Annotated in this window: 21 protein-coding genes and 1 tRNA gene; 7 read left to right on the top strand and 15 right to left on the bottom strand. The window is 72.5% G+C overall.

What is annotated here, in order from left to right:
- Window positions 1-34: 34 nt before the first annotated feature.
- Complete coding sequence (locus tag HNR57_RS01055) at window positions 35-376, bottom strand: DUF5713 family protein (protein WP_184554499.1); 342 nt, start codon at window positions 374-376, stop codon at window positions 35-37.
- 80 nt (window positions 377-456) lie between these two features.
- On the opposite strand from HNR57_RS01055, the gene HNR57_RS01060 reads away from it, so the two are divergent.
- Window positions 457-1,242, top strand: a complete 786-nt coding sequence (locus tag HNR57_RS01060; protein ID WP_184554501.1) for an N-formylglutamate amidohydrolase — start codon at window positions 457-459, stop codon at window positions 1,240-1,242.
- 19 nt (window positions 1,243-1,261) lie between these two features.
- Here the strand turns inward: HNR57_RS01060 and HNR57_RS01065 are convergent, their stop codons facing one another.
- The 3 genes from HNR57_RS01065 to HNR57_RS01075 all read right to left on the bottom strand — a co-directional run bounded on the left by HNR57_RS01065 (window position 1,262) and on the right by HNR57_RS01075 (window position 3,857).
- Window positions 1,262-1,783 carry a hypothetical protein gene (locus HNR57_RS01065; RefSeq protein WP_184554506.1) on the bottom strand — a complete coding sequence of 174 codons (522 nt, stop codon included), beginning with the start codon at window positions 1,781-1,783 and terminating at the stop codon, window positions 1,262-1,264.
- Between the two features lie 5 nt (window positions 1,784-1,788).
- Complete coding sequence (locus HNR57_RS01070) at window positions 1,789-2,364, bottom strand: RNA polymerase sigma factor (RefSeq protein ID WP_184554508.1); 576 nt, start codon at window positions 2,362-2,364, stop codon at window positions 1,789-1,791.
- A gap of 62 nt (window positions 2,365-2,426) precedes the next feature.
- Window positions 2,427-3,857: a S8/S53 family peptidase gene (locus HNR57_RS01075; RefSeq protein WP_184554513.1), complete on the bottom strand. Its 1,431-nt coding sequence runs from the start codon at window positions 3,855-3,857 to the stop codon at window positions 2,427-2,429.
- 184 nt (window positions 3,858-4,041) lie between these two features.
- Between HNR57_RS01075 and HNR57_RS01080 the strand changes: the two genes are divergently transcribed.
- Window positions 4,042-6,609, top strand: coding sequence for a CHAT domain-containing protein (locus HNR57_RS01080; RefSeq protein WP_184556456.1), 2,568 nt, complete (start codon window positions 4,042-4,044; stop codon window positions 6,607-6,609).
- A gap of 44 nt (window positions 6,610-6,653) precedes the next feature.
- Here the strand turns inward: HNR57_RS01080 and HNR57_RS01085 are convergent, their stop codons facing one another.
- On the bottom strand, window positions 6,654-8,372 hold the full coding sequence (locus HNR57_RS01085; protein WP_184554517.1) for a LuxR family transcriptional regulator AbsR2: 1,719 nt from the start codon (window positions 8,370-8,372) through the stop codon (window positions 6,654-6,656).
- 99 nt (window positions 8,373-8,471) lie between these two features.
- On the opposite strand from HNR57_RS01085, the gene absR1 reads away from it, so the two are divergent.
- Both absR1 and HNR57_RS01095 read left to right on the top strand, forming a co-directional pair.
- A complete protein-coding gene (gene absR1, locus HNR57_RS01090) occupies window positions 8,472-9,557 on the top strand; it encodes a beta-glucuronidase AbsR1 (protein ID WP_184554519.1) in 1,086 nt (361 codons plus the stop codon).
- Between the two features lie 474 nt (window positions 9,558-10,031).
- On the top strand, window positions 10,032-11,285 hold the full coding sequence (locus HNR57_RS01095) for a cation:proton antiporter (RefSeq protein WP_184554522.1): 1,254 nt from the start codon (window positions 10,032-10,034) through the stop codon (window positions 11,283-11,285).
- Between the two features lie 249 nt (window positions 11,286-11,534).
- Here HNR57_RS01095 and HNR57_RS40800 read toward each other — a convergent pair whose 3' ends face one another.
- From HNR57_RS40800 to HNR57_RS01130, 7 genes are all read right to left on the bottom strand, one after another.
- The gene (locus tag HNR57_RS40800) at window positions 11,535-11,612 is read right to left on the bottom strand and encodes a 50S ribosomal protein bL37 (protein WP_370443954.1); all 78 of its coding nucleotides are present in this window, start codon (window positions 11,610-11,612) and stop codon (window positions 11,535-11,537) included.
- Between the two features lie 162 nt (window positions 11,613-11,774).
- Complete coding sequence (locus HNR57_RS01105; protein ID WP_184554525.1) at window positions 11,775-12,962, bottom strand: ABC transporter ATP-binding protein; 1,188 nt, start codon at window positions 12,960-12,962, stop codon at window positions 11,775-11,777.
- A 26-nt stretch (window positions 12,963-12,988) separates the two neighbouring features.
- Window positions 12,989-13,822, bottom strand: a complete 834-nt coding sequence (locus tag HNR57_RS01110) for a carbohydrate ABC transporter permease (RefSeq protein ID WP_142156932.1) — start codon at window positions 13,820-13,822, stop codon at window positions 12,989-12,991.
- Window positions 13,822-14,781, bottom strand: coding sequence for a carbohydrate ABC transporter permease (locus HNR57_RS01115; protein WP_246554119.1), 960 nt, complete (start codon window positions 14,779-14,781; stop codon window positions 13,822-13,824). The genes HNR57_RS01110 and HNR57_RS01115 overlap by 1 nt, the downstream gene beginning before the upstream one ends.
- Window positions 14,782-14,851: 70 nt before the next feature.
- Window positions 14,852-16,132 (bottom strand): ABC transporter substrate-binding protein, encoded by a 1,281-nt coding sequence (locus tag HNR57_RS01120; protein ID WP_376772133.1) that lies wholly within the window; start codon window positions 16,130-16,132, stop codon window positions 14,852-14,854.
- 498 nt (window positions 16,133-16,630) lie between these two features.
- A tRNA-Pro gene (locus HNR57_RS01125) sits at window positions 16,631-16,704 on the bottom strand.
- Window positions 16,705-16,747: 43 nt separating this feature from the next.
- A complete protein-coding gene (locus HNR57_RS01130; RefSeq protein WP_184554529.1) occupies window positions 16,748-16,969 on the bottom strand; it encodes a hypothetical protein in 222 nt (73 codons plus the stop codon).
- A 267-nt stretch (window positions 16,970-17,236) separates the two neighbouring features.
- Here HNR57_RS01130 and HNR57_RS01135 point away from each other — a divergent pair, with 267 nt between their 5' ends.
- The gene (locus HNR57_RS01135) at window positions 17,237-17,581 is read left to right on the top strand and encodes a cupin domain-containing protein (protein WP_184554532.1); all 345 of its coding nucleotides are present in this window, start codon (window positions 17,237-17,239) and stop codon (window positions 17,579-17,581) included.
- 13 nt (window positions 17,582-17,594) lie between these two features.
- Here the strand turns inward: HNR57_RS01135 and HNR57_RS01140 are convergent, their stop codons facing one another.
- Window positions 17,595-18,593 (bottom strand): LacI family DNA-binding transcriptional regulator, encoded by a 999-nt coding sequence (locus tag HNR57_RS01140; protein WP_184554535.1) that lies wholly within the window; start codon window positions 18,591-18,593, stop codon window positions 17,595-17,597.
- 111 nt (window positions 18,594-18,704) lie between these two features.
- Between HNR57_RS01140 and HNR57_RS01145 the strand changes: the two genes are divergently transcribed.
- Window positions 18,705-19,868: a Gfo/Idh/MocA family protein gene (locus tag HNR57_RS01145; RefSeq protein WP_184554538.1), complete on the top strand. Its 1,164-nt coding sequence runs from the start codon at window positions 18,705-18,707 to the stop codon at window positions 19,866-19,868.
- 10 nt (window positions 19,869-19,878) lie between these two features.
- Here HNR57_RS01145 and HNR57_RS01150 read toward each other — a convergent pair whose 3' ends face one another.
- Together HNR57_RS01150 and HNR57_RS01155 are read right to left on the bottom strand one after the other, a co-directional pair.
- Complete coding sequence (locus HNR57_RS01150) at window positions 19,879-20,490, bottom strand: TMEM175 family protein (RefSeq protein WP_184554541.1); 612 nt, start codon at window positions 20,488-20,490, stop codon at window positions 19,879-19,881.
- 64 nt (window positions 20,491-20,554) lie between these two features.
- Window positions 20,555-21,586 carry a LacI family DNA-binding transcriptional regulator gene (locus HNR57_RS01155; RefSeq protein ID WP_184554543.1) on the bottom strand — a complete coding sequence of 344 codons (1,032 nt, stop codon included), beginning with the start codon at window positions 21,584-21,586 and terminating at the stop codon, window positions 20,555-20,557.
- 108 nt (window positions 21,587-21,694) lie between these two features.
- Between HNR57_RS01155 and HNR57_RS01160 the strand changes: the two genes are divergently transcribed.
- Window positions 21,695-22,852, top strand: a complete 1,158-nt coding sequence (locus HNR57_RS01160; RefSeq protein ID WP_184554546.1) for a phytanoyl-CoA dioxygenase family protein — start codon at window positions 21,695-21,697, stop codon at window positions 22,850-22,852.
- The last annotated feature ends 6 nt before the right edge of the window (window positions 22,853-22,858 follow it).

The raw sequence follows: 22,858 nt of genomic DNA on the forward strand, positions 1-22,858 counted from the left end.
CGGGGCGGAGCCGTGTGCGCCCCTCCCCCGGCCCTCACCACTCCCGCGTGGCGATCAGCTCCTCCACGTCCGCGTCCGGGAAGCCGTACGCCCGCGCGACGAAGTCGAAGTCCCCGGCTATCTCCTCCCGGGCCACGGTCTCGATCTCACTGCCCGCCGCCTCGAACGCGGCCTCCAGATCGTTGAAGTCCTCCGTGGCCGCCCGGGTCAGCGCGTACAACGCGGCGAGGCCGGCGGGGCGCTCCCGCTCGATGCGCTCGCACAGGGCGAGCAGGATCGCGCGGCCGCGGTCCACGACGTGGTCCGGGTAGTAGGCGTCCTCGTACAGCCCCCGGAGGAACGGATGGGTGCTCACCCGCTCGTTGCTGATCGGCATGCGTCCTCAGCCTCGTGGTCTCGGCGATGTGGCACCTTGATCCTGCCGGACACCACTGACAACGCCCTGGGAGCCGCCCCGTGAGCGAACCGCCGTCCTTCGAGCTGCTGCCCGGAGCCGCCGGCTCCCCGGTGATCCTCCATGTGCCGCACTCCGCACGCGAGATACCGGCCGCCGTGCGGGCGGGGATCGTGCTCGGCGACGAGGAGCTGGCGCGGGAGCTGGACCACATCACGGACGCGCACACGGCGCAGATCGCCGAGGTGGCGGCCGGGCCGGCCGGCAGCACACCGTGGCGGTTCGTCAATCGGCTGTCGCGGCTGGTGGTCGATCCGGAGCGGTTTCCGGACGAGCGGGAGAAGATGCTGGCCGTCGGCATGGGGGCGGTCTACACGCGGACCACGCACGGCGGGGTGCTGCGGCCGGACGGCGTCGATGTCACGCCCCTCGTCGAGCGGTACTTCGAGCCGTACGCGCGGGCGATGACGCGGGCCGTGGCGGACCGGCTGGACGTCACCGGGCGGGCCGTGATCATCGACGTGCACTCCTACCCGAGCCGGAGGCTGCCGTACGAACTGCACGGGGAGGGGCCGCGCCCGCCGGTCTGCCTCGGTACCGACTCCTTCCACACGCCTCCCGCGCTGCTCGAAGCGGCCCGGGAGGCGTTCGGGGAGACGGAGCTCGACACCCCGTTCGGCGGGACCTACGTCCCGTTGGAGTTCTACGGCAAGCGGCCCGAGGTGAGCGCGCTCATGGTGGAGATCCGCCGGGACACCTATATGACCGAGCCGGGCGGTCCCGCCGGGCCCGGCCTGGAGCGACTGGCCGCCGCACTGGCCGGGCTGGTCGACGCCGTGTCCGGCTGAACGGGCTCGAAGCGGGTGTCTAGGCCCGCAGCCACTCCGTCACCACCACGTCCCCGCCGGTGTTCAGCCGCAGGGCGAACGGCCCGGCCGGCGGCACGTCGCCGGTGAAGCGGCCCAGGTCGTCGGCCGTGAGCGGGGAGCCGGGCCGCGGCCCGCCGAGGATCTCGATGCGGGCGGGCTGCGGCGGCAGCACCTGTCCCATCAGCCCCTGCGCGGTCACCTCGATGTCGACGGTCACCTCCCCCGCCCGGAAGGTCAGCATCCGGGGCACATCGGTGGCGCCCCGGACCGGCAGGGCGTCGACCAGCGAGTCGAAGGTCAGCTCGGCCACGCGCGCGTCGAGGTCGTGCAGCGCGAAGGCGTCGACCGCGATCTGCTGGAGCTCCGCCGGCACCGGGTCGAGGACGGCGGCGGCCTGCCGCAGCTCCTCCTCCAGCATCCCCGCGTCGAACTCCTCGTCGCCGAAGTCCCCTTCGCCGGACAGATCGTCCTCGTACAGGTCGTGGTCGTACAGTCCGTCGTCGTACCTGTCGCCGTTCATGTCGCTCACATCGCCCCCCGTGCCTCTAGCCGGGCCCGCAGACGCCGCAGACAGCGCTGGCGCAGCGGCCCGATGCTGCCCACCGCGATCCCGAGCGCGGCGGACACGTCCTGGTAGCTGGGCGGCGGCGTGGCCATCAGCACGCGCAGCAACTGCCTGCACCGCTCGCCGAGTTCCTCGAACTCCTGCCACAGCCGCCGGACGCGTTCGCTCTGCGCGGCGGCCTCCTCCGAGTCGAGCAGCGACTGTTCGGGCGTGCCGTCCTCGCTGACCCGGTCCAGCAGCCGCGGATCGTCCGTCAGGGTCAGCCGCTGCGCACTGCGGATGACCTTCAGGCACTCGTGGCGCGCGGTGCTGGCCAGCCACGCGCCCGCCTTGCCGGGCTCGCGGATCCGCCCGAGGTGCTGGGCGAAGCGGAACCAGGCCGTCTGGTAGACCTCGTGGGCGTCGGCGTCGGAGAGCCGGTGGGCCCGGACGACGGACCAGACCAGCGGGCTCAGCCCTTCCACGAGCGCCTTCCAGGCCGCCGCGTCACCATCGGCGGCTGCCTGGACGAGCGCGCCGGCATCAGTACGGTCCACGGCAGCCCCACCCCTCGAATACGGCACGTCATCGTACGCCGCGGAGGGGGCGGCTCCGGTCCTCACAGCCCGGGGCCGAGGCGCACGACCGGCACCGGGCGCCAGGTGGGCGGACGCAGCGCCGGGACCTGCGCGCCGCGTACCTCCGCGACCTCCGCGTCGGCGGCGAGGAGTTGCCGCCGGGCCGCGCGCGGGTCGGTCTCCTTGTGCGCCGTCATGTGGGCGGCGACCAGGCCGGCGGTCACGGGGGTGGCGAAGGAGGTTCCGCTCCACTGCGCGTACCCCTCGAACATCACCTGGTCCGGCTTGGCGGCGTTGCCCTCGTCGCTCAGCACGCCGCTGTGGCGGGGGTGCTGGCAGGTGCAGCCGTAGGAGAAGCCGTAGCGGCAGGCGTCGTACGTGGAGTGCTGGTACACGTACGGGACGGGCGAGTCGAAGCCGGTGAGGGCGCTGATGAGGCGCTCTCCGGGGGCGTAGACCTTCACCCAGGGGCCGTGGTTGGTGAAGCAGGCGCCGTACTCGCCGTCGCTGCGCAGGGCACCGACCGACAGCACGGAGTCCTCCCAGCCGGGCAGATCGGCGTAGGCGGCGGGCCAGAAGGGCGCGGCGCTGCCGTTGTTGCCGGCGGCGGCGACCAGCAGGGTGTGCTGTTCGCGCAGTTCCCGCATGAAGGTCTCGACGCCGAGCAGGCCGTCGGCGCGGCCGTTGGAGGTCCCGGCGGAGAGGCTGAGCACGTCGGGCCAGCCGCCGGCGTCGACGGCCTCGAAGAGCTTCTCGCCGAACTCGGACTCCAGGATGGCGCCCGCGTCGTTGAGGCTGCCGCGCACGGTGATGTCGGTGTTGGGCGCCACGGCGGCGACGAGTCCGGCGATGAACGTGCCGTGTCCGACGTACTGCTGGAGGATGCCCTGGTCGTCGCACTCCTGAAGCTGGGCGTCGCCGCCGGTGTGGGCGAGCAGGCCACAGGAGCGGTAGTCGTGCATGAGGCCGGTGTCGATGACGAGGACGCCGACGGCGGTGTCCGGGTCGTGGGGCGTGCCGGCGGCGGCCGGGTTGGGCGGCTCGCTGAGCGGGGCGGGGACGGGTTCGTCGCCGGGGCAGGCGTTGACCGCGATGTGCACGACGTGGTTGCGGGCGACCATCCGGTGCCCGGCCCGGGACTCCCGCTCCCGGACGGAGCGCAGGGCGTGCGCGACGGCGCGGTCGGCGTCCCGGCCGCCCTCCCCGGGGTCGCCGACGCGGATGCGGGTGATGCCGCTGCGGTTGGTCTGCGGGCCCGCGCGGCGGATCTGCTCCTGGTCGAGGTCGGGTGCCGCCGTGAAGTGCGCCCGTACCGTGTCCTCGACGATCCGGGCCTCCTCACCGTCGCGGACGAGGACCACGCCCTTCTCGTACATGAACTCCGCCGAGTCGTCGGGGCCCATCGCCAGCGGGACGTCCGGCATCGAGCGCTGGATCTGGTCGAACTGCTCGTGGAATCGCTGAGGTGCCATGGCGGGTCCTCCCGTTGGTGCGACGGCGTGGTGCGACGGGCGTCGGTCGGTGCCGCTGAGCGGTCGTCATCCAGAGCCGCCGGGCCGTCCCTTGATACAGGGCGGCACCTGTGGGCTGCGCTCCGGGGCCACTACCATCCGAGGCGTGACAGCGGGAAGCGACTCGGTTACGGAACTGCTGCCGATGGTGTTCGCCGACCCGGGCGAGGCTCTCGCGAGGGCCCGGGCGCTGCTCGACGCCGATCCGTCCCCCCTGGACGCCTCCGTCGCCCACCAGGTCATCGGCATCTGGCAGCGGGACTTCGGCGATCTGCGGCTCGCGCTGCACCATCTGCGGCGGGCCCGTCGGTGCGCGGCGCGCGCGGACTCGGCCGACCGGGAGGCGGACGTGCTGGCCACGCTGGGCGTGGCGCTGGTGCACGCGGGCCGCACCCGGGAGGGCCTGGCGGCGTTCGAGCGGGGTGCGGCGCGCGGCGGCGGGCACACCAGGGCCCGGGTGCTGTACCGGCGGGCTTACGTGTGGTGGGTGCTCGGTCACCATCGCGAGGCGCTGGAGGACGTGCGCCGGGCGGTGCCGGTGCTGCGGCAGGCGGAGGACGTGATCTGGACGGCACGGGCGCTGACCCTGCGGGCCACCGTGCATCTGGCGCTGGGGTCGGTGGAGCGGGCGGAGGCGGACTTCACCGCGGCCGAGGCGCTGTGGGACACCACCGGCCAGGAGCACGACAAGGCCGACGCGGTGGAGAGCCGGGGCCTGGCCGCGTTCCGGTCGGGGGACGTACCGGTGGCGCTGCGGCTGCTGGACGAGGCGGAGGAGCGGTACGCCCGGCTCGGCACGCCGACGTTCATGCTGAACATCCGGCGCTGCGAGGTGCTGATGGCGGCCGGGCTCGCGCCGGAGGCGCTGGCCGAGGCGGACGCGGCCATCGGGAAGCTGGACGGGATCGGCGGGCAGTCCACCCGCAAGGCGGAGCTGCTGCTGGCCGCCGCGCGGGCCGCGCGACTGGCCGGCGACGCGCACACGGCGATCGCCCGCGCGGCCCTCGCGGTACGGCTGTTCGCCGGGCAGCGGCGCACCTGGTGGGAGACGCATGCCCGGCTGGTGCTGATCGAGGCGCGGCACGCGGCCGGGCGCGGCTCGGGGCGGCTGGTCGCCGACGCCGCCGCGGTGGCCGGGAAGCTGGCCTCCTTCGGCGCCCCGGCCGCGCCGGAGGCGTCGCTGCTCGCGGGCCGGATCGCGCTGGACCTTGGCTGGACGGCGGACGCGGAGCGGCACTTGGCCGTGGCCGCGCGCAGCCGGCGCAGCGGGCCGCCGCTGGCCCGGCTGACGGGCTGGGCGGCGCAGGCGCTGCGGGCGCAGGCCGCCGGGTCGGCCCGGGGGGTGCTGGAGGCCTGCCGGCGCGGTCTGGACGTGCTGGACGATCACCGGATGACGCTGGGTGCTTCGGAGCTGCGGGCCCGGGCCACCGAACAGGGCGCGGAACTGGCGGCGTTGGCGCAGCGGGCCAGTCTGGTCTCCGGCGGGCCGCGGCGGCTGCTGGTGTGGAGCGAGCGCTGGCGGGCGACCGTGCTGTCCACCCCGCCGACGAGGCCGCCCGCCGACCCGGAGCTGCTCAGCGGGATGACGGCCTTCCGGGAGATCGCCTCGCGTGCGGAGGCCGCCCGGATGGAGGGCCGGCCGGTTGTGGCGCTGGAGCGCGAACAGCGGCGCCTGGAGCGGGAGATCCGCTCCCGGACCCTGCACATGCGGGGCGATGCGCTCGGGGACGGGGACCGGTTCGACGTCGGCCGGCTGCTGGAGCGGCTGGGTGACGAGGTCCTGCTGGTGGAACTCGCCGTGCTCGGCGGCCGGGTGCAGGTGCTGCTGTGCGGGCGGGGGCGGGTGCGCCGGTTCGAGGCCGGGCTGCTCGCCGAGGCGGAGACCGAGGCCGAGCACGTCCAGGCCGGGCTGCGGCGGCTGGCCCACCCCGGGGCGGAGGCCCGGCTTCCGGTGGTGGAGGCGGCGGGGCGGCGACTGGAGGAGCTGCTCCTCGGACCGGCCGCGGCGCACCTGGGCGGCGGGCCGGTGGTGATCGTGCCGCCGGGACGGCTGCACCGGGTGCCATGGGCGCTGCTGCCGTCGCTGCGGGAGCGGGTGCTGAGCGTGTCACCGTCGGCGGGCAGCTGGCTGCGGGCCCGGGAGACCACTCCGCCGCCGGACGGCCGCCCTGTGCTGGTGCGCGGCCCGGGCCTGGCGACCGGCGGCGCCGAGGTGCCCGAACTGGCCGGCCGGTACGGCCGTGCGACGGTCCTGGAGGAGGGCGAGGCGCGGGTGCCACGGGTGCTGGAGGAGCTGGACGGGGCCGCGCTGGCGCACATCGCCGCGCACGGCACGTTCCGCGCGGACAGCCCGCTGTTCTCCTCCCTGCGGATGGCCGACGGGCCGATCGTCGTGCACGACTTCGAGCGGCTGGACAGCAGCCCCTACCGGATCATCCTGTCCTGCTGCGACACCGCCCGCCTCGCCTCGGTCGGCGCCGACGAACTGCTCGGCCTGGTCACGGCGTTGCTGCCGCTCGGCACAGCCGGGGTGGTGGCGTGCAGCGCACCCGTCAACGACGCCGCGGTGGTGCCGCTGATGCTGGCGCTGCACAAGGGCCTCGACGCCGGCCTGTCCCTGGCGGAGGCGCTGCGCGATGCCCGGGCCGCCCAGCCGGGCGACGCCCTGCACCAGGCCACGGGGTGGGCGTTCTCGGCGTTCGGGGCGGCCTGACCCGTCCCCTGTTCGGGTCAGGCCGCCGGTCCTGGGTGCCCGGCTCAGGCCGGCTGGGCTTCCGGGGCGTGGGCCTCCCACGGCAGGGCGCCGCGGTCGCTCGCGCCGAGCCGGGCGTAGGCGCTGTACAGGTGGTTGCCGACGGTGCGGACCGACAGGGTGAGGCGTTCGGCGATCTGCCGGTTGGTCAGGCCGGCCGCGGCGAGCGTGACGATCTGCCGCTGCCGGGCGGTGAGTTCGCCGAGGACCAGCCCGGACAGTGCGGGGGTGCGGGCGCCCTGGCAGCGCCGGGCCAGGGCGACGGCCCGGGTGCGGGAGTGCCGGGCGGCGCGTGGATCGCGGTGGGCGCCTGCGGCCTGGGCGTGCGCTTCGGCGGCGAACAGCAGGAAGCCGCGCCGCTCCAGTTCCCCGGCCACCTCGTCCAGGTCCGGGCCGTCGGCGCGGGTGAGCGCGTCGGCGTGCCGGGCGAAGACGCCGTCGAGCCGGTCGATGACCTTCTCGGGGGCGCCGAGGCGGACGGCGTCGTAGGGGTCGGTGAGCGTTTCCGGGTCGAGGGCGCCGGGGCTGTCCGCCGTCGCCGAGGCGCGGTGGAGTTCCGCCCGGCAGGAGGCGTGGCCGGGGTCGCTGAGCAGGCCTTCCCGGGCCCAGGCCGCGGCGTCCCTCACCTCCCCGCGCAGGCGCGCGTAGCGGGCGCGCACCGCGGCGTACCCGCCCGGCAGCGGGCCGCCCTCGGCGACCAGCCACTCCCCCACCGGTGTGGCCGTCGCCCGTACGTCGGCCCGGTCGATCCGGTGGGCCAGGGCCGCGGACTCGGCGTCGAGGGCGGCGGCGTACTCCTCCGGTGCGCGAGCCAGCCGGCGGGCCCGCAGCCGGCCCGCCGCGGCCCGGAGCACCGGCCCGGACAGGGGGTGGGCCAGGCGGACGGCACCGTGGTCGTCGACCTCTATCAGGCCGTCCGACTCCAGCACTTCGAGAGCCCCGAGGTTCAGGTCGTCCAGGTTCGTGGGCAGGGGCTCGGCGAAGGCGAGGCGGTCGAGGGTCTCGCGTTCGAGGGGGCAGGCCCGGTCGAGGACGGTGGTGCGTTCACGTACGGCCGTGGTCAGCGGGACCGGGCCCCGCCACGCCCGTTCGCCGGTGTCCTGGACCGGGGTCAGCCGCCCGCGCACCGCGCCCAGCAGGTCGCGCAGCAGCCGCAGGTCGCCCTGGCTCAGGCGGCGCAGCCGGTTGACGGTCAGCGCGTCGAGAGGACCGGCGCCGGACGTGATCAGCCTGCCGGTCTCCTCCTCCGGCAGTGGCTCCAGCGCGAGGCGCGGCAGGAGTTCACCGGTCCACAGCCGGGCGACCGCGCCGGGCACGGGTGCCCCGTCGGTGGCGACGACCAGCAGCCGGGTGCGGCCGTGCACGGCGAGCTGGTGGACCAGGGCGGCGGAGGCGTCGTCGAGAAGGTGCGCGTCGTCCACCAGCAGCGTGCGGACACCGGACAGCATCCGGACCGCGCGGTGCAGCGTGACCGACTCGGGCAGCAGATGGGCGAACGCCGCGAACGGGACGGTCCGGCTCTCGGGCGTGCCGGCCGCCCGGGCGCAGTCGGTGCCGCGGATCGCCTCGGTGACGAGACGGGTCTTCCCGCAGCCCGCCGGGCCCGTCACCACGATGCCGCGCCGCATGCCGGTCAACGACCGGCGGATCAGCTCCAGTTCGTCCTCCCGCCCGGTGAACGGCCAGGGCAGCTCCAGCGTCGTCGCGTCCCTCTCGTAAGTCATCACACAGACATGAGCGCGGCTACTCACGTTTGATACAGGGCGACTTGAGTAGCCCCCGACTCAGGCGCCCGGGGCGGGGAGCGGGGCAGGCTGTGGCCCATGACCGCACGCTACTGCTCGCTGGCACAGGCGCCGGCGCCCGCCTTCGCACCGGGGCTGGCGGCCGAGCGGCTGAGCGCGCTCGCGAGCGGGCGGCGGATGTGGGTCAGCGGCACCGTTCTGCACTACTGGTTCTTCGGCGGCGATTCCGACGCCTCCGTCATCCCCGTGCCGGGGAGGGGGATGACGCGACGGGTGCCGTGGGCCGGCGCCGAAGAGCAGCAGGACGTGGTGCGCGGGTGTTTCCGGGAGTGGCAGGACCTCGGCATCGGGATCACCTTCACCGAGGTCGGCGACCGCTCGGAGGCCGAACTGCGCATCGGGTTCCAGGCCGGCGACGGCTCCTGGTCCAGGGTGGGCCGGGAGGCGCTGTCGGCGGGTCGGCAGGAACGCACCATGAACTTCGGCTGGGACCTGACCGCGCCCGGGGAGCGCGGGACGGCCCTGCACCAGATCGGCCACGCGCTCGGCCTGCTGCACGAGCACCAGAACCCGTGCGCGGGCATCCACTGGGACGACGAGGCCGTGTACGCCGAACTGGCGGGGCCGCCCCACCACTGGAGCCGGGAGCGGACGCACTACAACATCCTGCGCAAGCTCGGCCCGGACGAGGTCGACGGCTCCGTCTGGGACCCGCAGTCGATCATGGAGTTCCCGTTCCCGCCGGGACTGATCCTGGAGCCGGAGGAGTACCGCGGGGGCCTGAACCCGCCCGGCACGCTGTCCGCCGCCGACAAGGAGGCCGTGCTGCGCTGGTATCCGCCGGCGCATCCGCAGGGTTCGCCCGCGCTGGTGCCGTTCCGTTCGGCGCCGCTCGGCGTCGGCCCCGCCGAGCAGGCGGACTTCGTGATCGACCCGCCGGAGACCCGTACGTACACGCTGGCCGTCTTCGGCGACTGCGACGCCGTCATGGTGCTCTTCGAGGAGCGGGACGGGGAGCCCCGCTACCTCGCCGGCCGGGACGACGGGGGAACTCCGCACAGCGCCACGATCGGCGCCCGGCTCGTCAAGGGCCGCCGCTACGTCGTCCGCGTACGCCTGTACTCCGCCTGGGGTTGCGGCGGGTCGGCGGTGATGTGCTGGTGACGGCACGGATCCGCCGCGCGGGAACCTGAGCCACAGTCCGGCACCGGGGGAGCGGTCGAGGACGTCGCCCATGGGGGTGGGTGACGTCCTCGACCACGCCATGTGCCGGGGACCACCGGCTCTCGCGGGCCGCGTGCGGCTCGCAGGCGCATGCGCCTGCGAGCCGCTCGTTCACGCCGACGTCCGGCCGGGGCGGGGGCGCACGCCCGACGGACGTGATGCCGTCCGGGGGCGGCCGGGGGCGGAGACGGGCGCACCGGCCGGGACGCCGTGGATCCGCTCAACGGGTGACGAGCGTTCAGTGGCCGTCGGCCCCGGGCATGCAAGGAACGGCCGGCAATGGTGTTCCGCCGTCCTGATACCGACATCTACGCTTGATTGCTCTCGTGGTTTTACGTCCGTATCACCAAGCGCATGAGGTGCCACAGGCCCGACTACGCTCGCGGCGTACCACCCGGGGGATGGGGGGAGCAGGTGGAGAGGTCTCGACATGACCATGCCCGCCGGTCGAAGCTGCCGGCGGTTCCGGCCGTTCTGCTCGGAGCGCTGGCCACGCTGCTCGCGGGGACCCTGACCGGCCTGGCCGCGGACCCGGCGCCTCTCGTCGGCACCACGGGGTACGTCGTCGCCACCGGGCTGCTGCTCGCCGTGGGGCTGTACGGCAGCACGCACGGCATCGACCTCGCCGATCTGCGCCGTGACCTGCGGGGTGTGGTGGCCGCCGTCACGCTGGGGGTCGTCCTCAAGGCCGGGCTGATCTCGGGCGTCATGGTCCTGGCCTTCGACCGCCCGGAGTACCTGATCCTCGGCATCGTCGTCGCGCAGATCGACCCGCTGTCGGTGACCGCCCTCAGCAAGGACGGGCTCATGTCGCAGCGCGCCCGGTCCCTGCTCACGGCGTGGGCGTCCTTCGACGACCCGATGACGGTCCTGCTGACGCTGTACGTCGCCGGCTACGCCTACACGGCGGCCGGTCACGAGGGCACGCCCTCGGTGGTGGGCGGCGGTGCCCAGGGTTACGTACTCGGACTGGCGCTGAACGCGCTGCTGCTGGCCGGTGCCCTGCTGGCGTGGTGGGCGGGCGGCAGGCTGTGGCCGGCGCGCCGGTCCGGGAGGGAGCCCGTGCGCCCCCGGCGCCCGGCGACACCTCTGGCCGTCGTCCTGGTCGTGGTCATGCTGCTGCTCGCCGCCGTGAACATGCTCATGCTGGCCGTGGCGGTGGCCGGGCTGTTCCTCCGTACGCAGGCGTTCGCCCGCCCTCTCGCGCGGGCGGTCACCAGTGCCTTCCTGCTCGCCACCGCCGTGCTGGGCCTGTTCGTCGCCCAGGGGGTGTCGCTCGGGCCGGGGCTGCTGCTCGGTGTCTCGGCGTTCACGGCGCAGGCGGTGGTGGCCGTGCTGCTCATGCCGCTCTTCGTCCGCGGCCTGTCCGGACGTGATCGCGTCCTGCTGGGAATCGGCCAGCAGAACGGCCTCACGGCGGTGCTGCTCGCTCTCACCCTGGAACGCGACTTCCCCAAGACGGTCGGCATCGTCGCCCCGGCCGTGGTGACGGTCAATCTGCTGCACTACGGGGCGCAGACCGCGTTCGGGTGCTGGTCGCGCCACCGCGCCGGGAAGAACCGCCGGCCCGCTGCCCCGGAGCAGTCCCTCCCCCGGCATCAGGCGGCCGGCGAGGGCAGACGGGGCGAAGTGCCGCCCACGGCCGACGGGCTGCGGTCCTCCGCGTGACCGAAGGGTGTGCGGCGTCTCGTCACCACGGCGACCCGCCGATCTCCCCGGCCCTCGCCGACAGCACCTGTTCGAGCCGTGCGGTGAGGGGCGCTCCTACGCGCCGTGGCGTCCCGGTCCCCGTCCCCTGCTCGGTCTCTTCCACCGGGCGTACGCACACCTGGGCGGGGCGGACCTCTGCCTGCGAACGCAAACGGGTGGGTGGCACCTGCCACCCACCCGTTTGCGTCGGCGCGCCCGCGAGGCTTCTCAGGACTGCGGACGGCTGCCGTGGTTCGCGCCGTTCTTGCGGCGGGCCTTCTTCTTGCGACGTCGCTTCGAGGACATCGAACCTCCTCTTTCCGGCTTTCGGTCACTGTCCACTGGACTGTCGCGTCCGGTGGCTACAGAGCCACTTTCCGGCCGACGCGACGGCAAACACACAGGATGCGGATGCACACGGGTGGCCTCCATCACGGTGGTGGCCCGGCTCGGCCGCGTGGTGCCTCGTCAGTCCGCCCGCACCGGATGCGTGAGGTTCGCTCCGGTCGCCGGGTCGAACACGTGGGCCTTGGCCATGTCGACCCGCAGCTCCAGCGGTTCTCCCTCGCGGGCACGCGTGGCGGCGTCCAGGCGGGCCACGAGGTGACTGGTGTCGGCGCCGGTGTCGCGCAGGCCCGAGTCCTTGGCCAGCTCCTCCAGTTCGGTGGTTGTCGCGGGCCCGCCCTCCGCGGCGAAGTAGACATACGCATCGGAGCCCAGGGACTCCAGTACCTCCACGGTGACGGTGAAGACCGGGCCCGTCCGGTCCCGGTCATGTGACAGGGCCACGTCCTCGAATGCCTCCGGTCGCAACCCGACGATGACCTCACGGGGCGCGTTCTGGCGTTCCAGCGCCTGCCTCGTACGGTCGTCGAGGGTCAGGTCGCCCAGGGGCGAGCGCAGGGCACCACCCTCCAGAGTGGCGTTCAGGAAGTTCATCGCCGGGGAGCCGATGAAGCCGGCGACGAAGATGTTGCGCGGCAGGTCGTACAGCTCGGCGGGTGTGCCGATCTGCTGGACCAGGCCCTGTCTCATGACCACGACGCGGTCGCCCAGCGTCATCGCCTCGGTCTGGTCGTGGGTGACGTACACGGTGGTCGTGCCGAGGCTCCGCTGCAGCCGGGAGATCTGAGTGCGCATCTGGACCCGGAGTTTGGCGTCCAGGTTGGACAGTGGCTCGTCCATCAGGAACGCCTTGGGATCACGGACGATCGCCCGCCCCATGGCCACCCGCTGGCGCTGACCGCCTGAGAGGTTGGCGGGCTTGCGGTCCAAGTGCTCGGTGAGGTCGAGGATCCGGGCGGCGTGCGTCACCTTGGCGTCGATGGTGTCCTTGTCCACCTTCGCCAGGCGCAGCGGGAAGCCCATGTTCTCCCGGACGCTCATGTGCGGATACAGGGCGTAGCTCTGGAACACCATGGCCACGTCTCGTTCCTTGGGAGCCAGGTCGTTGACGACTCGGTCTCCGATGCGCAGGGTGCCTTCCGTGATGTCCTCGAGCCCGGCGATCATGTTCAGGGTGGTGGACTTGCCGCATCCCGACGGACCGACCAGGATCACGAACTCGCCGTCGGCGATCTCGAGGTCCACGTCCTTCACGGCGAGGGACCCGTCGGGAAAGCGCTTCGTGACTCCCTCAAGGATGATCTCGGCCATGGATGGTGCCTCCTTGCCTTCCCCGTTCAGCCCTTGACTGCCCCGGAGGTCAGTCCGGCGACGATCCGCCGCTGGAAGAGCAGGACGAAAACGATGATCGGGATGGTGATGACGACAGCGGCGGCGGCGATCGACCCTGTGGGCTGCTGGAACTGGGAACTCCCGGTGAAGAACGCGATCGCGGCGGGCACGGTGCGCGCGGACTCGGTGGACGTCAACGAGATCGCGAACAGGAAGTCGTTCCAGCAGAAGATGAACACGAGAATGGCCGTGGTGAACACGCCCGGCGCGGCCAGAGGCGCGATGACCAGCCGAAAGGCCTGCGCGGGCGTCGCCCCGTCGACCTTGGCGGCCTTCTCCAGATCCCAGGGGATCTCCCGGAAGAACGCCGACAGGGTGTAGATCGCCAGAGGCAGGGAGAAGGTCATGTACGGGATGATCAGCCCGATCCAGGTGTCGAAGATCCCGATGATCCGCTCGATGTTGAACAGCGGTGACACCAGGGAGATCGGCGGGAACATGGCGATCAGCAGGGACATGCCGATGAGTACCCGCTTGCCGGGGAACCGCAGCCGGGCCACCGCGTAGGCGGCCATGGTGCCCAGGGCCACCGCGATCACCGTGGCGATCAGGGCGATGCCGATCGAGTTGATCAGCGCACGGGTGAACTCGGCGGTCTCGAAGATGCCCCGGTAGTTCTCCCAGGTCCAGTCCCTGGGGATGTAGTCACCGTCCGTCAGGGTGCCGGGGTCCTTGAACGACAGCGCGGCGATCCACCACACCGGGAACAGGGCGTACAGCACCACCACCACGTTCAGGACGCCCCATCGGGCGGCATGTGTCTTTCCCACGGCGGCCATCAGCGCTTCACCTCCGCGCCGGGTGCGGCGGCGCCGAACAGTTTGACGAAGGTGAAGGCGATGATCCCGACGCAGATGAAGATCAGGACCGAGATCGCCGACCCGATGCCCAGGTTCAGCGCGGTGAACAGGTTGTCGTACCCGAGGATCGACAGCGAGCCGGTCCCCTGGGCGCCCGCGGTCAGGACGTAGATGTTGTCGAAGATCCGGAACGCGTCCAGTGTGCGGAAGAGCAGGGCCACCAGGATGGCCGGCTTCATCAGCGGCAGCATGATCTTGGTGAAGCGCTGCCATGCGGTGGCACCGTCCACCATGGCCGCCTTCAGGGTCTCCTCGGGGACCAGTGCGAGGCCCGCGAGCAGCAGCAGGGCCATGAACGGCGTCGTCTTCCACACCTCGGCGAGGATGATCAGCCAGAGGGCGGGCCACTGCTCGGTCAGCGGAGCCTCTCCGCTGGGCAGCAACTCGGCGAGGTATCCGAGGTCCGGTGTCCAGGCGTACTGCCAGGAGAAGGCGGCGACCACGGTGACGATCCCATAGGGAACGAGGACCGAGGTGCGGATGACGCCGCGCCAGAAGATCGTGCGATGCATCACCAGGGCGAGCCCCATTCCGAGGACCAGTTCGATCGCCACGGACACCGCTGTGATGAACAGCGTCACCCAGAACGCGTCCCACCAGAACGGGGAGGACAGCACGGCTCCGTAGTTGCTCAGGCCCACGAACTCCGCCCGTCCGGGAAAGCGCAGGTCGTACCGCTGGAGGGACAGGTAGACGGCGTACCCGATGGGGTAGGCGGTCACGGCGATCATGACGACGACGGCGGGCGCGCAGAGCAGCCAGCCGAGCCGCCGCTCCTGCCGGGCGCCCGCCGACAGTGCCGCCTGCTCCGGCCCCTTCCGCTCCGTCTCCGCTTCGGGGGGCGGTGGGGCTCCGGCGGGTTGCGCCCGCGTGCTCATCTCGGGCCGCCCGGGGACGAGGCCCGCGCGCTGCTGCGCCGGGCGACGACGTGGTGCGAAAGGTGGTGGTTCACGGGATCACACCCTCGGATCGCAGGGCATCGTCGATCTGCTCCCTGATGGTGTTGACGGAGCTCTCCGGTTTGATCCCGGACGGCGGAGACAGCGTGTGGGAGACCGCGATCGACACGTTCTGGTAGACCGGAGTGATCGGGCGCACACTCGCCGACTCCAGCGCGGCCAGCACCTCCGCGGAGAAGGGGTACGCCTTCATGAACGCGGGCTCGTCGTACAGGGCGCGCAGGGTGGGCGGCAGGCCGCCCTCGAGCGCGGCGGTGAGCTGGTTCTCCCTGTTGCGCAGGCACAGTGCCGCCTCGAAGGCCAGGTCCGGGTGGCGCGAGTAGGCGCTCACCGCCAGGTCGATGCCGCCGATGGTGGGCCGTGCCGGGCGGTTCGCGTCGACCCGGGGGTACGGCGCCCAGCGGAAGTTCTTGAACAGCTCGGGGTTGTTCGCCTTCATCGACGGATAGACGAAGGGGTAGTTGAGCTCGAACGCCGCCACCCCCGACTCCATGGCCAGGCGGTTCTGGTCCTCCATCTGGTTGGGCAAGGAGGGGTCCGCGGCCGGGGACGTCGCCAGCTCACGCATGATCCCCGCAGCCCGCACAGCGGGAGGACCGAGGGACGGCTCGGTCGCGCTCGCGTTGAGGATGGAGCCGCCCGCACTGTTGATCAGGGTGTTGAACCAGACGGTCAGACCCTCGTACTGGGCGCCCTGGATCTCGACGAAGTGCGGTTTGCCCTGCCGGGCGAGGGCGCCGGCCATGTCCAGCATCTCGGCCCAGGTCCTGGGCGGTGTGGGCACCAGGTCCTTGCGGTACCACAGGAGCTGGGTGTTGGTGTTGTACGGGACGGCGTACAGCTTGCCCTTCCAGGTCGAGGTCTGCAGCGGTACGCGCAGAGTGCCCTCGACGGCCTGCCGCTTCGCCGCTCCTGTCCATTCCCGGATCCAGCGCGCCTCGGCGAACTCCGCCGCCCAGGTGACGTCCAGGCCCAGGATGTCGAGCGAGTCGTCCTCGGCGGCGAGCCTGCGGACCATCTGCTGACGCTGACCGTCGGCGGCACGCGGGAGCTTGTTGTAGCTGATCCGGTAGCGGCCGCCCGACGCCTGGCTGCACCGGTCGGCGGCCTTCTGGAGCGCACCGGAGTCGTCGGGGAAGTTGTACCAGTTGAGGGTGGGCCTGCCGGAGCCTTCGTCGCTGCCACAGGCGGCGAGCGCCGACGCAAGCAACGGCAGTACGGCGAACGCCCGCAGCCATCGCGTCCCTCTGGGGTGTCCCCTCGCGTGCACGCGCTCCACACCTCGCTTCCGGACGGTGGCACGGGCTCGGGCCTCGCAGTGCTTACCTCCCGGCGAACACTAAAGATCATCCAACGCGACATCAAGGACATCTGACACCAAATGACTCATCAGTCAGATCCGAGGCAGACATGGCGTCGGCAAAGATCCGCGTCCCGAGGTGCCCAAGGTGTCAGGGCTCAGAGGGAAAGGCCCGTTGGTCTTGGGGTGCCGCCGAGGCACCGTCACCTGCTTGGAGCCCACGTCCACGCCCCGGAAGAATCGGACAGTTCAATTCCGGTTAGCGCTGCTCCCGGTGCTTTGACAGGGGCGGTTGCGTCACCGTTCCATGCCAAAGCCCCAGTGCGACGACCTCGGGAGGGTCTGCGTGCACGCCGTGTCGGGCGGTGTCATCAGGCCACACCATCCAGCGTTTTCGCCTCGCTCTGATGATCAAGGGGCCGTTTCAGATCTCCTCTGAAACGGCCCCTGACCTGCGACTTCGTAAAGTCGGGACGACAGGATTTGAACCTGCGACCCCTTGACCCCCAGTCAAGTGCGCTACCAAGCTGCGCCACGTCCCGATGCGTCTCGCGCGGGTGAACCGCGTGATCACGCAGGTCAACCCTACCGCATGCGGACTCGGCCGCCGGCCCGTGCCGACGGCCGATCCGGGCGCCGGGTCCAGCCGGCGAGACCCACCGTCGAGACGGCGACGGCGAGGACGGCCCACCAGGGGAGGTCAGCCTTGGTCGCGTGCCCCGCGCAGGCGGCCACGGCCAGGACTGCCGTCACGACACCTCCGGCCAGTCCGGACCGCCGGGCGGGCCCTTGCCGCGTCTCGTCCACGTCCTGCTCCCCCTTCGCCCGCACTTGCGCACCCGGGTATCTCAACTCCCGGGCATATGCCGCAAACAATACGCGAGTTGGCGGGAACTCCCGACCAGGGCATAGGGGTTGAGACGGACGAAGACGGGGAGCCTGCGAGCCGCTTCCGGCCGCCGGCCGCACCCCCGCGGTCCAGGGAGCAGGGGCGACGGAGTGTCCGCCCGGCCCGGTCGGCACCCCACACTCTGTCGAGGCCGCTCCCCCGCTCACCGGGGCTAGGGTCGCCGCATGACGCACAGCTTCGTACTGCACATCCCCGACGCCGAGCTCGAACCCGACCCCCTCGCGCCCGAGCAGATCGTCTCCGGGACGCCCGAGGTGACCGGGAAAGTGGTCTGGGAGTCGGAGGACGGCCGTCAGGTCCGGGGCGTCTGGCAGATCACGCCCGGCGTGGTCACCGACACCGAGGCCGACGAGCTGTTCGTCGTGATCAGCGGTTCGGCGACGATCGAGGTCGAGGGCGGGCCGACGCTCACGGTCGGGCCGGGCGACCTGGCCGTCCTGCGCGAGGGCGACCGTACGACGTGGACGGTGCACGAGACGCTGCGCAAGGCGTACGCGATCAACCTCTGAGCGAGGTGAGCGATCAGGGCGCCGGGGCCGTCGACCCTCTGATCTCCAGGGTGGGCGTGGCCAGTTGGACCCGGCCCGCTCCGTCGAGGCCCTCGAAGCGCTCCAGGAGGCAGCGGGCCGCGCGGCGGCCGACCTCGTGGCTCGTGTTGTCCACCGTCGTGAGCCACACGTGCCGCAGCCGGGCGATGCTCGTGTTGTCGTAGCCGACGACGGACAGGTCGCGCGGGACGCGCAGTCCCAGCTCCTCGGCCGCCGAGAGCACGCCGATGGCGGCCATGTCGTTGACGGCGAAGACGGCCGTGGGCCGCTCGTGACGGCTGAGCAGCCGGACGGTCGTGCGGTAGCCGCCCTCCTCGGTCATGTCGCTCGGCTCGACCACCGCCCGCTCCGCCAGGCCGTGCCGGCGTATGGCCGCCTCGAAGCTGTCGCGCCGCAGCTCGCCCACCGCGCCGTAGCCCGCGATGTGCGCGATACGGCGGTGCCCGAGGCCGATCAGGTGCTCGGCGACGAGCCGGGCGCCCTGCTCGTCGTCGCCCGCCACCACGTCCACGCCCGGCGGGGCCGGTTCGCGGGAGCCGGCCAGCACGACCGGGATACGCCCCGCCACCGCTCCGAGGGCCGCCGGGTCGGGCAGCGTGCCGACCACGACCAGGCCGTCGACGCGCAGGTCCAGCAGCGGGTCGGCCGGGTCCTGGCCGGTGCGGCGGTTGAGACGGGCGTCGGCCAGCAGCATGTGCAGGCCGTTGGCGTGCAGCAGGGAGTTCAGGCCGTCGAGGAGGTCGACGAACCAGGGGTTGCGCAGGTCGTTCAGGAGGACGCCGACCGTGCGGGTGCGCCGCTCGCTGAGGCTGCGGGCGGCGGCGTTGGGCCGGTAGCCGAGCTCCTGGGCGGCCCGGAGCACTGCGTCCCGCTTCTCGGGGCGTACCTGGTCGGAGCCGCGCAGCACGAGGGAGACCAGCGACTTGGAGACACCGGCCCTTTCGGCCACGTCCCGGATCGTCGGCGGTCTCATGGCATGGACCGTTCCATGCGGCGCCACGGCTTGTCAAAGGGTTGACAGCGTCGGCGAACCCCACTCAGGGTGGCCTGGACAAGTTCTGGAACGGTCCAAAGAGGGGCTCTCATGGTGGACACGCTCGGCGTCGCCGTCATCGGATTCGGCTGGATGGGGCGGGTGCACACCCAGGCGTACGCGCGTGTGCGGCACCACTATCCGCAGCTGCCCCTCGTCCCGGAGCTGGTGACGGTCGCCGAGGAGGTGCCGGGCCGTGCGGAAGAGGCCGCCGCGCAGTTCGGGTTCGCCTCGACGACCCGCGACTGGCGCGAGGTGGCCACCGACCCGCGGGTCAAGGCGGTCAGCATCACCGCGCCGAACTTCCTGCACCGCGAGATCGGCGTCGCCATGGCCGAGGCCGGCAAGCACATCTGGATCGAGAAGCCGGTGGGTCTGTCCGCCGAGGACGCCGGGGCGGTGGCGGACGCGGTGGCCAAGGCGGGGGTGCAGGGCACCGTGGGCTTCAACTACCGCAACGCGCCCGCCGTCGAGGCGGCCCGCGAGCTGATCACCTCCGGGGAGGTCGGCGCGGTCACCCATGTCCGTATCCGGCTGTTCAGCGACTATGCGGCCCACCCCGAGGGCGCGCTCACCTGGCGGTACGAGCGGGAGCGGGGCGGCAGCGGGGTGCTGGGCGACCTGGCCTCGCACGGCGTGGACCTGGCCCGGTTCCTGCTCGGCGACATCACGTCCCTCGCGGCCGACACGGCCGTCTTCCTCCCGGAGCGGGCCCGCCCGGCCGGCGCCACGGCGGGCCACAGCCGCGCCGCCGGAGGTGAACTCGGCCCGGTCGAGAACGAGGATTACGTCAGCTGCCTGCTGCGCTTCGCCTCCGGGGCGCGCGGTGTCCTGGAGGCCTGCCGGGTCTCGGTCGGCGAGCAGAACAACTACGGCTTCGAGGTGCACGGCACGAAGGGGGCCGTGTTCTGGGACTTCCGCCGCATGAACGAGCTGGGCGTCAGCCGCGGCACGACGTACCAGGACCAGTCCGTGACCACGGTCTACGTCGGGCCGGGCCACGGGGAGTTCGCCGCGTTCCAGCCGGGCGCGGCGAACGCGATGGGGTACGACGACCTGAAGGTCATCGAGGCGTACCGCTTCCTGACGTCGGTCGCCGAGGGCTCCGCGCAGGGGGCGACGATCATCGATGCCGTGCACAGCGCGGCCGCGCTGGACGCGATGGCGCGGTCGGCGCGCAGCGGTACGTGGGCGGAGGTGGCCGGGCGGGCGTGAAGCGGTCCCGTCAGCCCGGGGTCTGGTGCCGCCGGCCCAGGTAGACCTTCGCCGGGACGAGTACGAGCCACAGCCACATGATGGCGGGGCCGGTCACGAAGACCAGCGGGACGGTGACGAGGAAGACCACCACGATCGTGGCACTGTCGAGGAGGTACAGCGGGGCCGTCGCCTCGGTGGGCGTGCCGTGGCGCAGCCAGGGGCGCCTGGCCAGGACGGCGGCCACCGCCAGGTGGCAGGCGCCGAGCGCGGCGACGGCCCCGGCGTAGACGGCGACCGACACGGACTGGTCGCCGTACTCGGCGAGCAGCCGGGTCGGGAAGGGCACGAGGGCCGCGACGCCGAACCCGACGACGGACAGGCTGATCACCTGTCCGTCGACCTCCCGTACCCCGCGGAAGATCCTGCGGTGGTCGCGCCAGTAGCTGCCGAGCACCGCGACGCTGAGCGCGTAGGCCCCGAGGTCGGGGAGCACCCGGCGCAGGGCCTCGCGATACTGGTCGGGCTCCAGGTCCCTCGGCACGTAGAGATCCAGGACGAGCAGGGTGATGGCGATGGCGAACACGCCGTCGGCGAGCGCCAGCAACCGGTCCGGCCCGCCGTCCGGGCGTGATGTCCACATGGGTCCGACGGTAGGCGCGGCGCGGGCGCCGCTTCCGGACCCACGCCCGGCCGGGCCGTCCGGATCACACGGCCGCCTGCGGTGGCATGTTGTACGGCGTCACCACCTGGATCGCCGACGGCAGGCTCGGTCCCGCCGGCGGCAGGGCGTCGTGGGCGCGCATGACGGTGTGGCAGGCCTCGCGGACGTCCTGGCGGAGGTCGTGGTGGAGCACGGCGGACAGGCGGTGCTCGCGCAGCAGCCGGGTGTTGTCGTGGTCGAGGTCGTGCGCGACGAACACCGCGCAGTCGCGGCCGAGGTCGTCGAAGGCGCGCAGCGTGGCGATGTTGCCGCCGCCGATCGAGTACACCGCGCGGATGTCCGGGTCGCGTTCCAGCGCGGCCCGGACGAGGTCGTACTGGGTGGCGTCCAGGCCCTGGCCCTCGGCGATCTCGACCAGCGTGCGCTCGGGGTGCCGGGCGCGCATCGCGCTGCGGAAGCCCATCTCGCGCTCTTCCTCGTTGCGGAAGAAGCCGCTGCTGAGGCTGGTGAGGATGTTGCCCGGGCGCTCCCCCAGCCACTGGCCCATCAGGTAGGCGGCCGTCGCTCCGGCCGCCCGGTCGTCTATGCCGACGTAGGCGCGGCGGGCGCTGGCCGGCAGGTCGGTCACCAGCGTCACGACCGGGACGCCGGCGGCTTCGAGGCGGCCGACCGCGGCGGTGACCTCGGGGACGTCCGGGGCCTTGAGGATCACGCCCTGCGATCCGCGCCGGGCGATGCGGTCCAGGGTCCGCACCAGTTCCCCGGCCGGGCCGGTCTCGCGGAAGTGGAAGCGGGAGCGCAGCACCGCCGGACGCAGGGACGGCAGTTCTGCCTCCAGGGCGGCGCGAACGGCCGTCGTGAACCGCTCGGGCGCCTGCATCACGATGTCGACCATGAACGTCCGGCCGACGAGCCGGACCTGGGTGCGCTGCCGGTCGAGGTCGGCGATGGCCTGGCGGACCTCCCGGGCGGTGCTCTCGCGCACGCCTCCCCTGCCGTTCAGCACCCGGTCGACGGTCGCCTCGCTCAGGCCCGCCTGACGTGCGATCTCCCGGATCGGGAACGGGTGACCCATGAGCCGGCTCCTTGAGGGGTTTTTGATGGCTCGCTGCTGGTTGTTCGAGGTGTTTGTACTGACAAGAATGACAGGGCTGCGTCGCTCCGTGACCCCGAAGGGACGACGATGTCCTTCACTTCCGTCCACCACCATGCCTGGCTGTCCGAGCAGGACTGCGATCTCGGCGCGTTCCGCGCGCTGGTCGAGCAGGCGACCGACCCCGCCGACTATCCGCACGCCTCCGCCGTGGAGCGCAACGTGCCCGTCTACGACTGCGGCCTGCTCGAAGGCGACCGGGTGGTCCAGGCCGAGCTGGTGCGGGCGCTCGCCGACGGGCCCGGCATCGTGGTGTTCCGCGGCGCCTTCCCCGACCCCGGGGTCGTGGACCGGGCCACCGAGGTGTTCGAGGCGCTGATCGCCGAGCAGCGTGCCTCGGGCACGTCCGCCGGTGACCACTTCGCCAAGCCGGGCGCCAACGACCGGGTGTGGAACGCGCTGGAGAAGACGGCCCTCTACGACCCGGAGGCGTTCGCCGACTACTACGCGAACGAGATCCTGGCCCTGGTGGCCACCGCCTGGCTGGGCCCCGGCTACCAGGTCACCTCCCAGCTCAACGTGGTCAACCCGGGCGGCGCCGCGCAGAGCGCGCACCGCGACTACCACCTGGGCTTCCTGACGAACGAGGTCGCCGCCGCCTACCCGGCGCACGTGCACCGCCTCTCCCCCGTGCTGACGCTGCAGGGCGCGGTCGCGCACTGCGACATGCCGGTGGAGTCCGGGCCGACGATGTACCTGCCGCACTCGCAGAAGTACGAGCCGGGCTATCTCGCCTGGCGGCTGCCGGAGTTCCGGGCGTACTTCGAGGCGCACCGGGTGCAGCTGCCGCTGGCGAAGGGTGACGCGGTGTTCTTCAACCCGGCCCTGTTCCACGCGGCCGGCACCAACCGCTCCGCGGACATCCGGCGCATGGCCAACCTGCTCCAGGTGTCGTCCGCGTTCGGCCGGGCGATGGAGACGGTGGACCGGGAGGCGGTGGCGGGCGCGGTGTACCCGGCTCTCCTCAAGCGCAAGGCCGAGGGCGCCGACCAGGCATGGCTGGAGCACGTGATCGCGGCGAGCGCCGAGGGCTACCCCTTCCCGACCAACCTGGACAGCGACCCGCCGGTCGACGGGCCGGCCCCGCCCTCGCAGGCGGATCTGATGCGGCGGGCGCTGCGCGAGGAGTGGACGCCGGAGGCGCTCCGGGCGGAGCTGCGGACCGGTACCGAGCGGCGAGAGAGCTGAGGAAAA

Source organism: Streptomyces paradoxus (genome assembly GCF_014202475.1).
Lineage (GTDB): Bacteria > Actinomycetota > Actinomycetes > Streptomycetales > Streptomycetaceae > Streptomyces > Streptomyces paradoxus.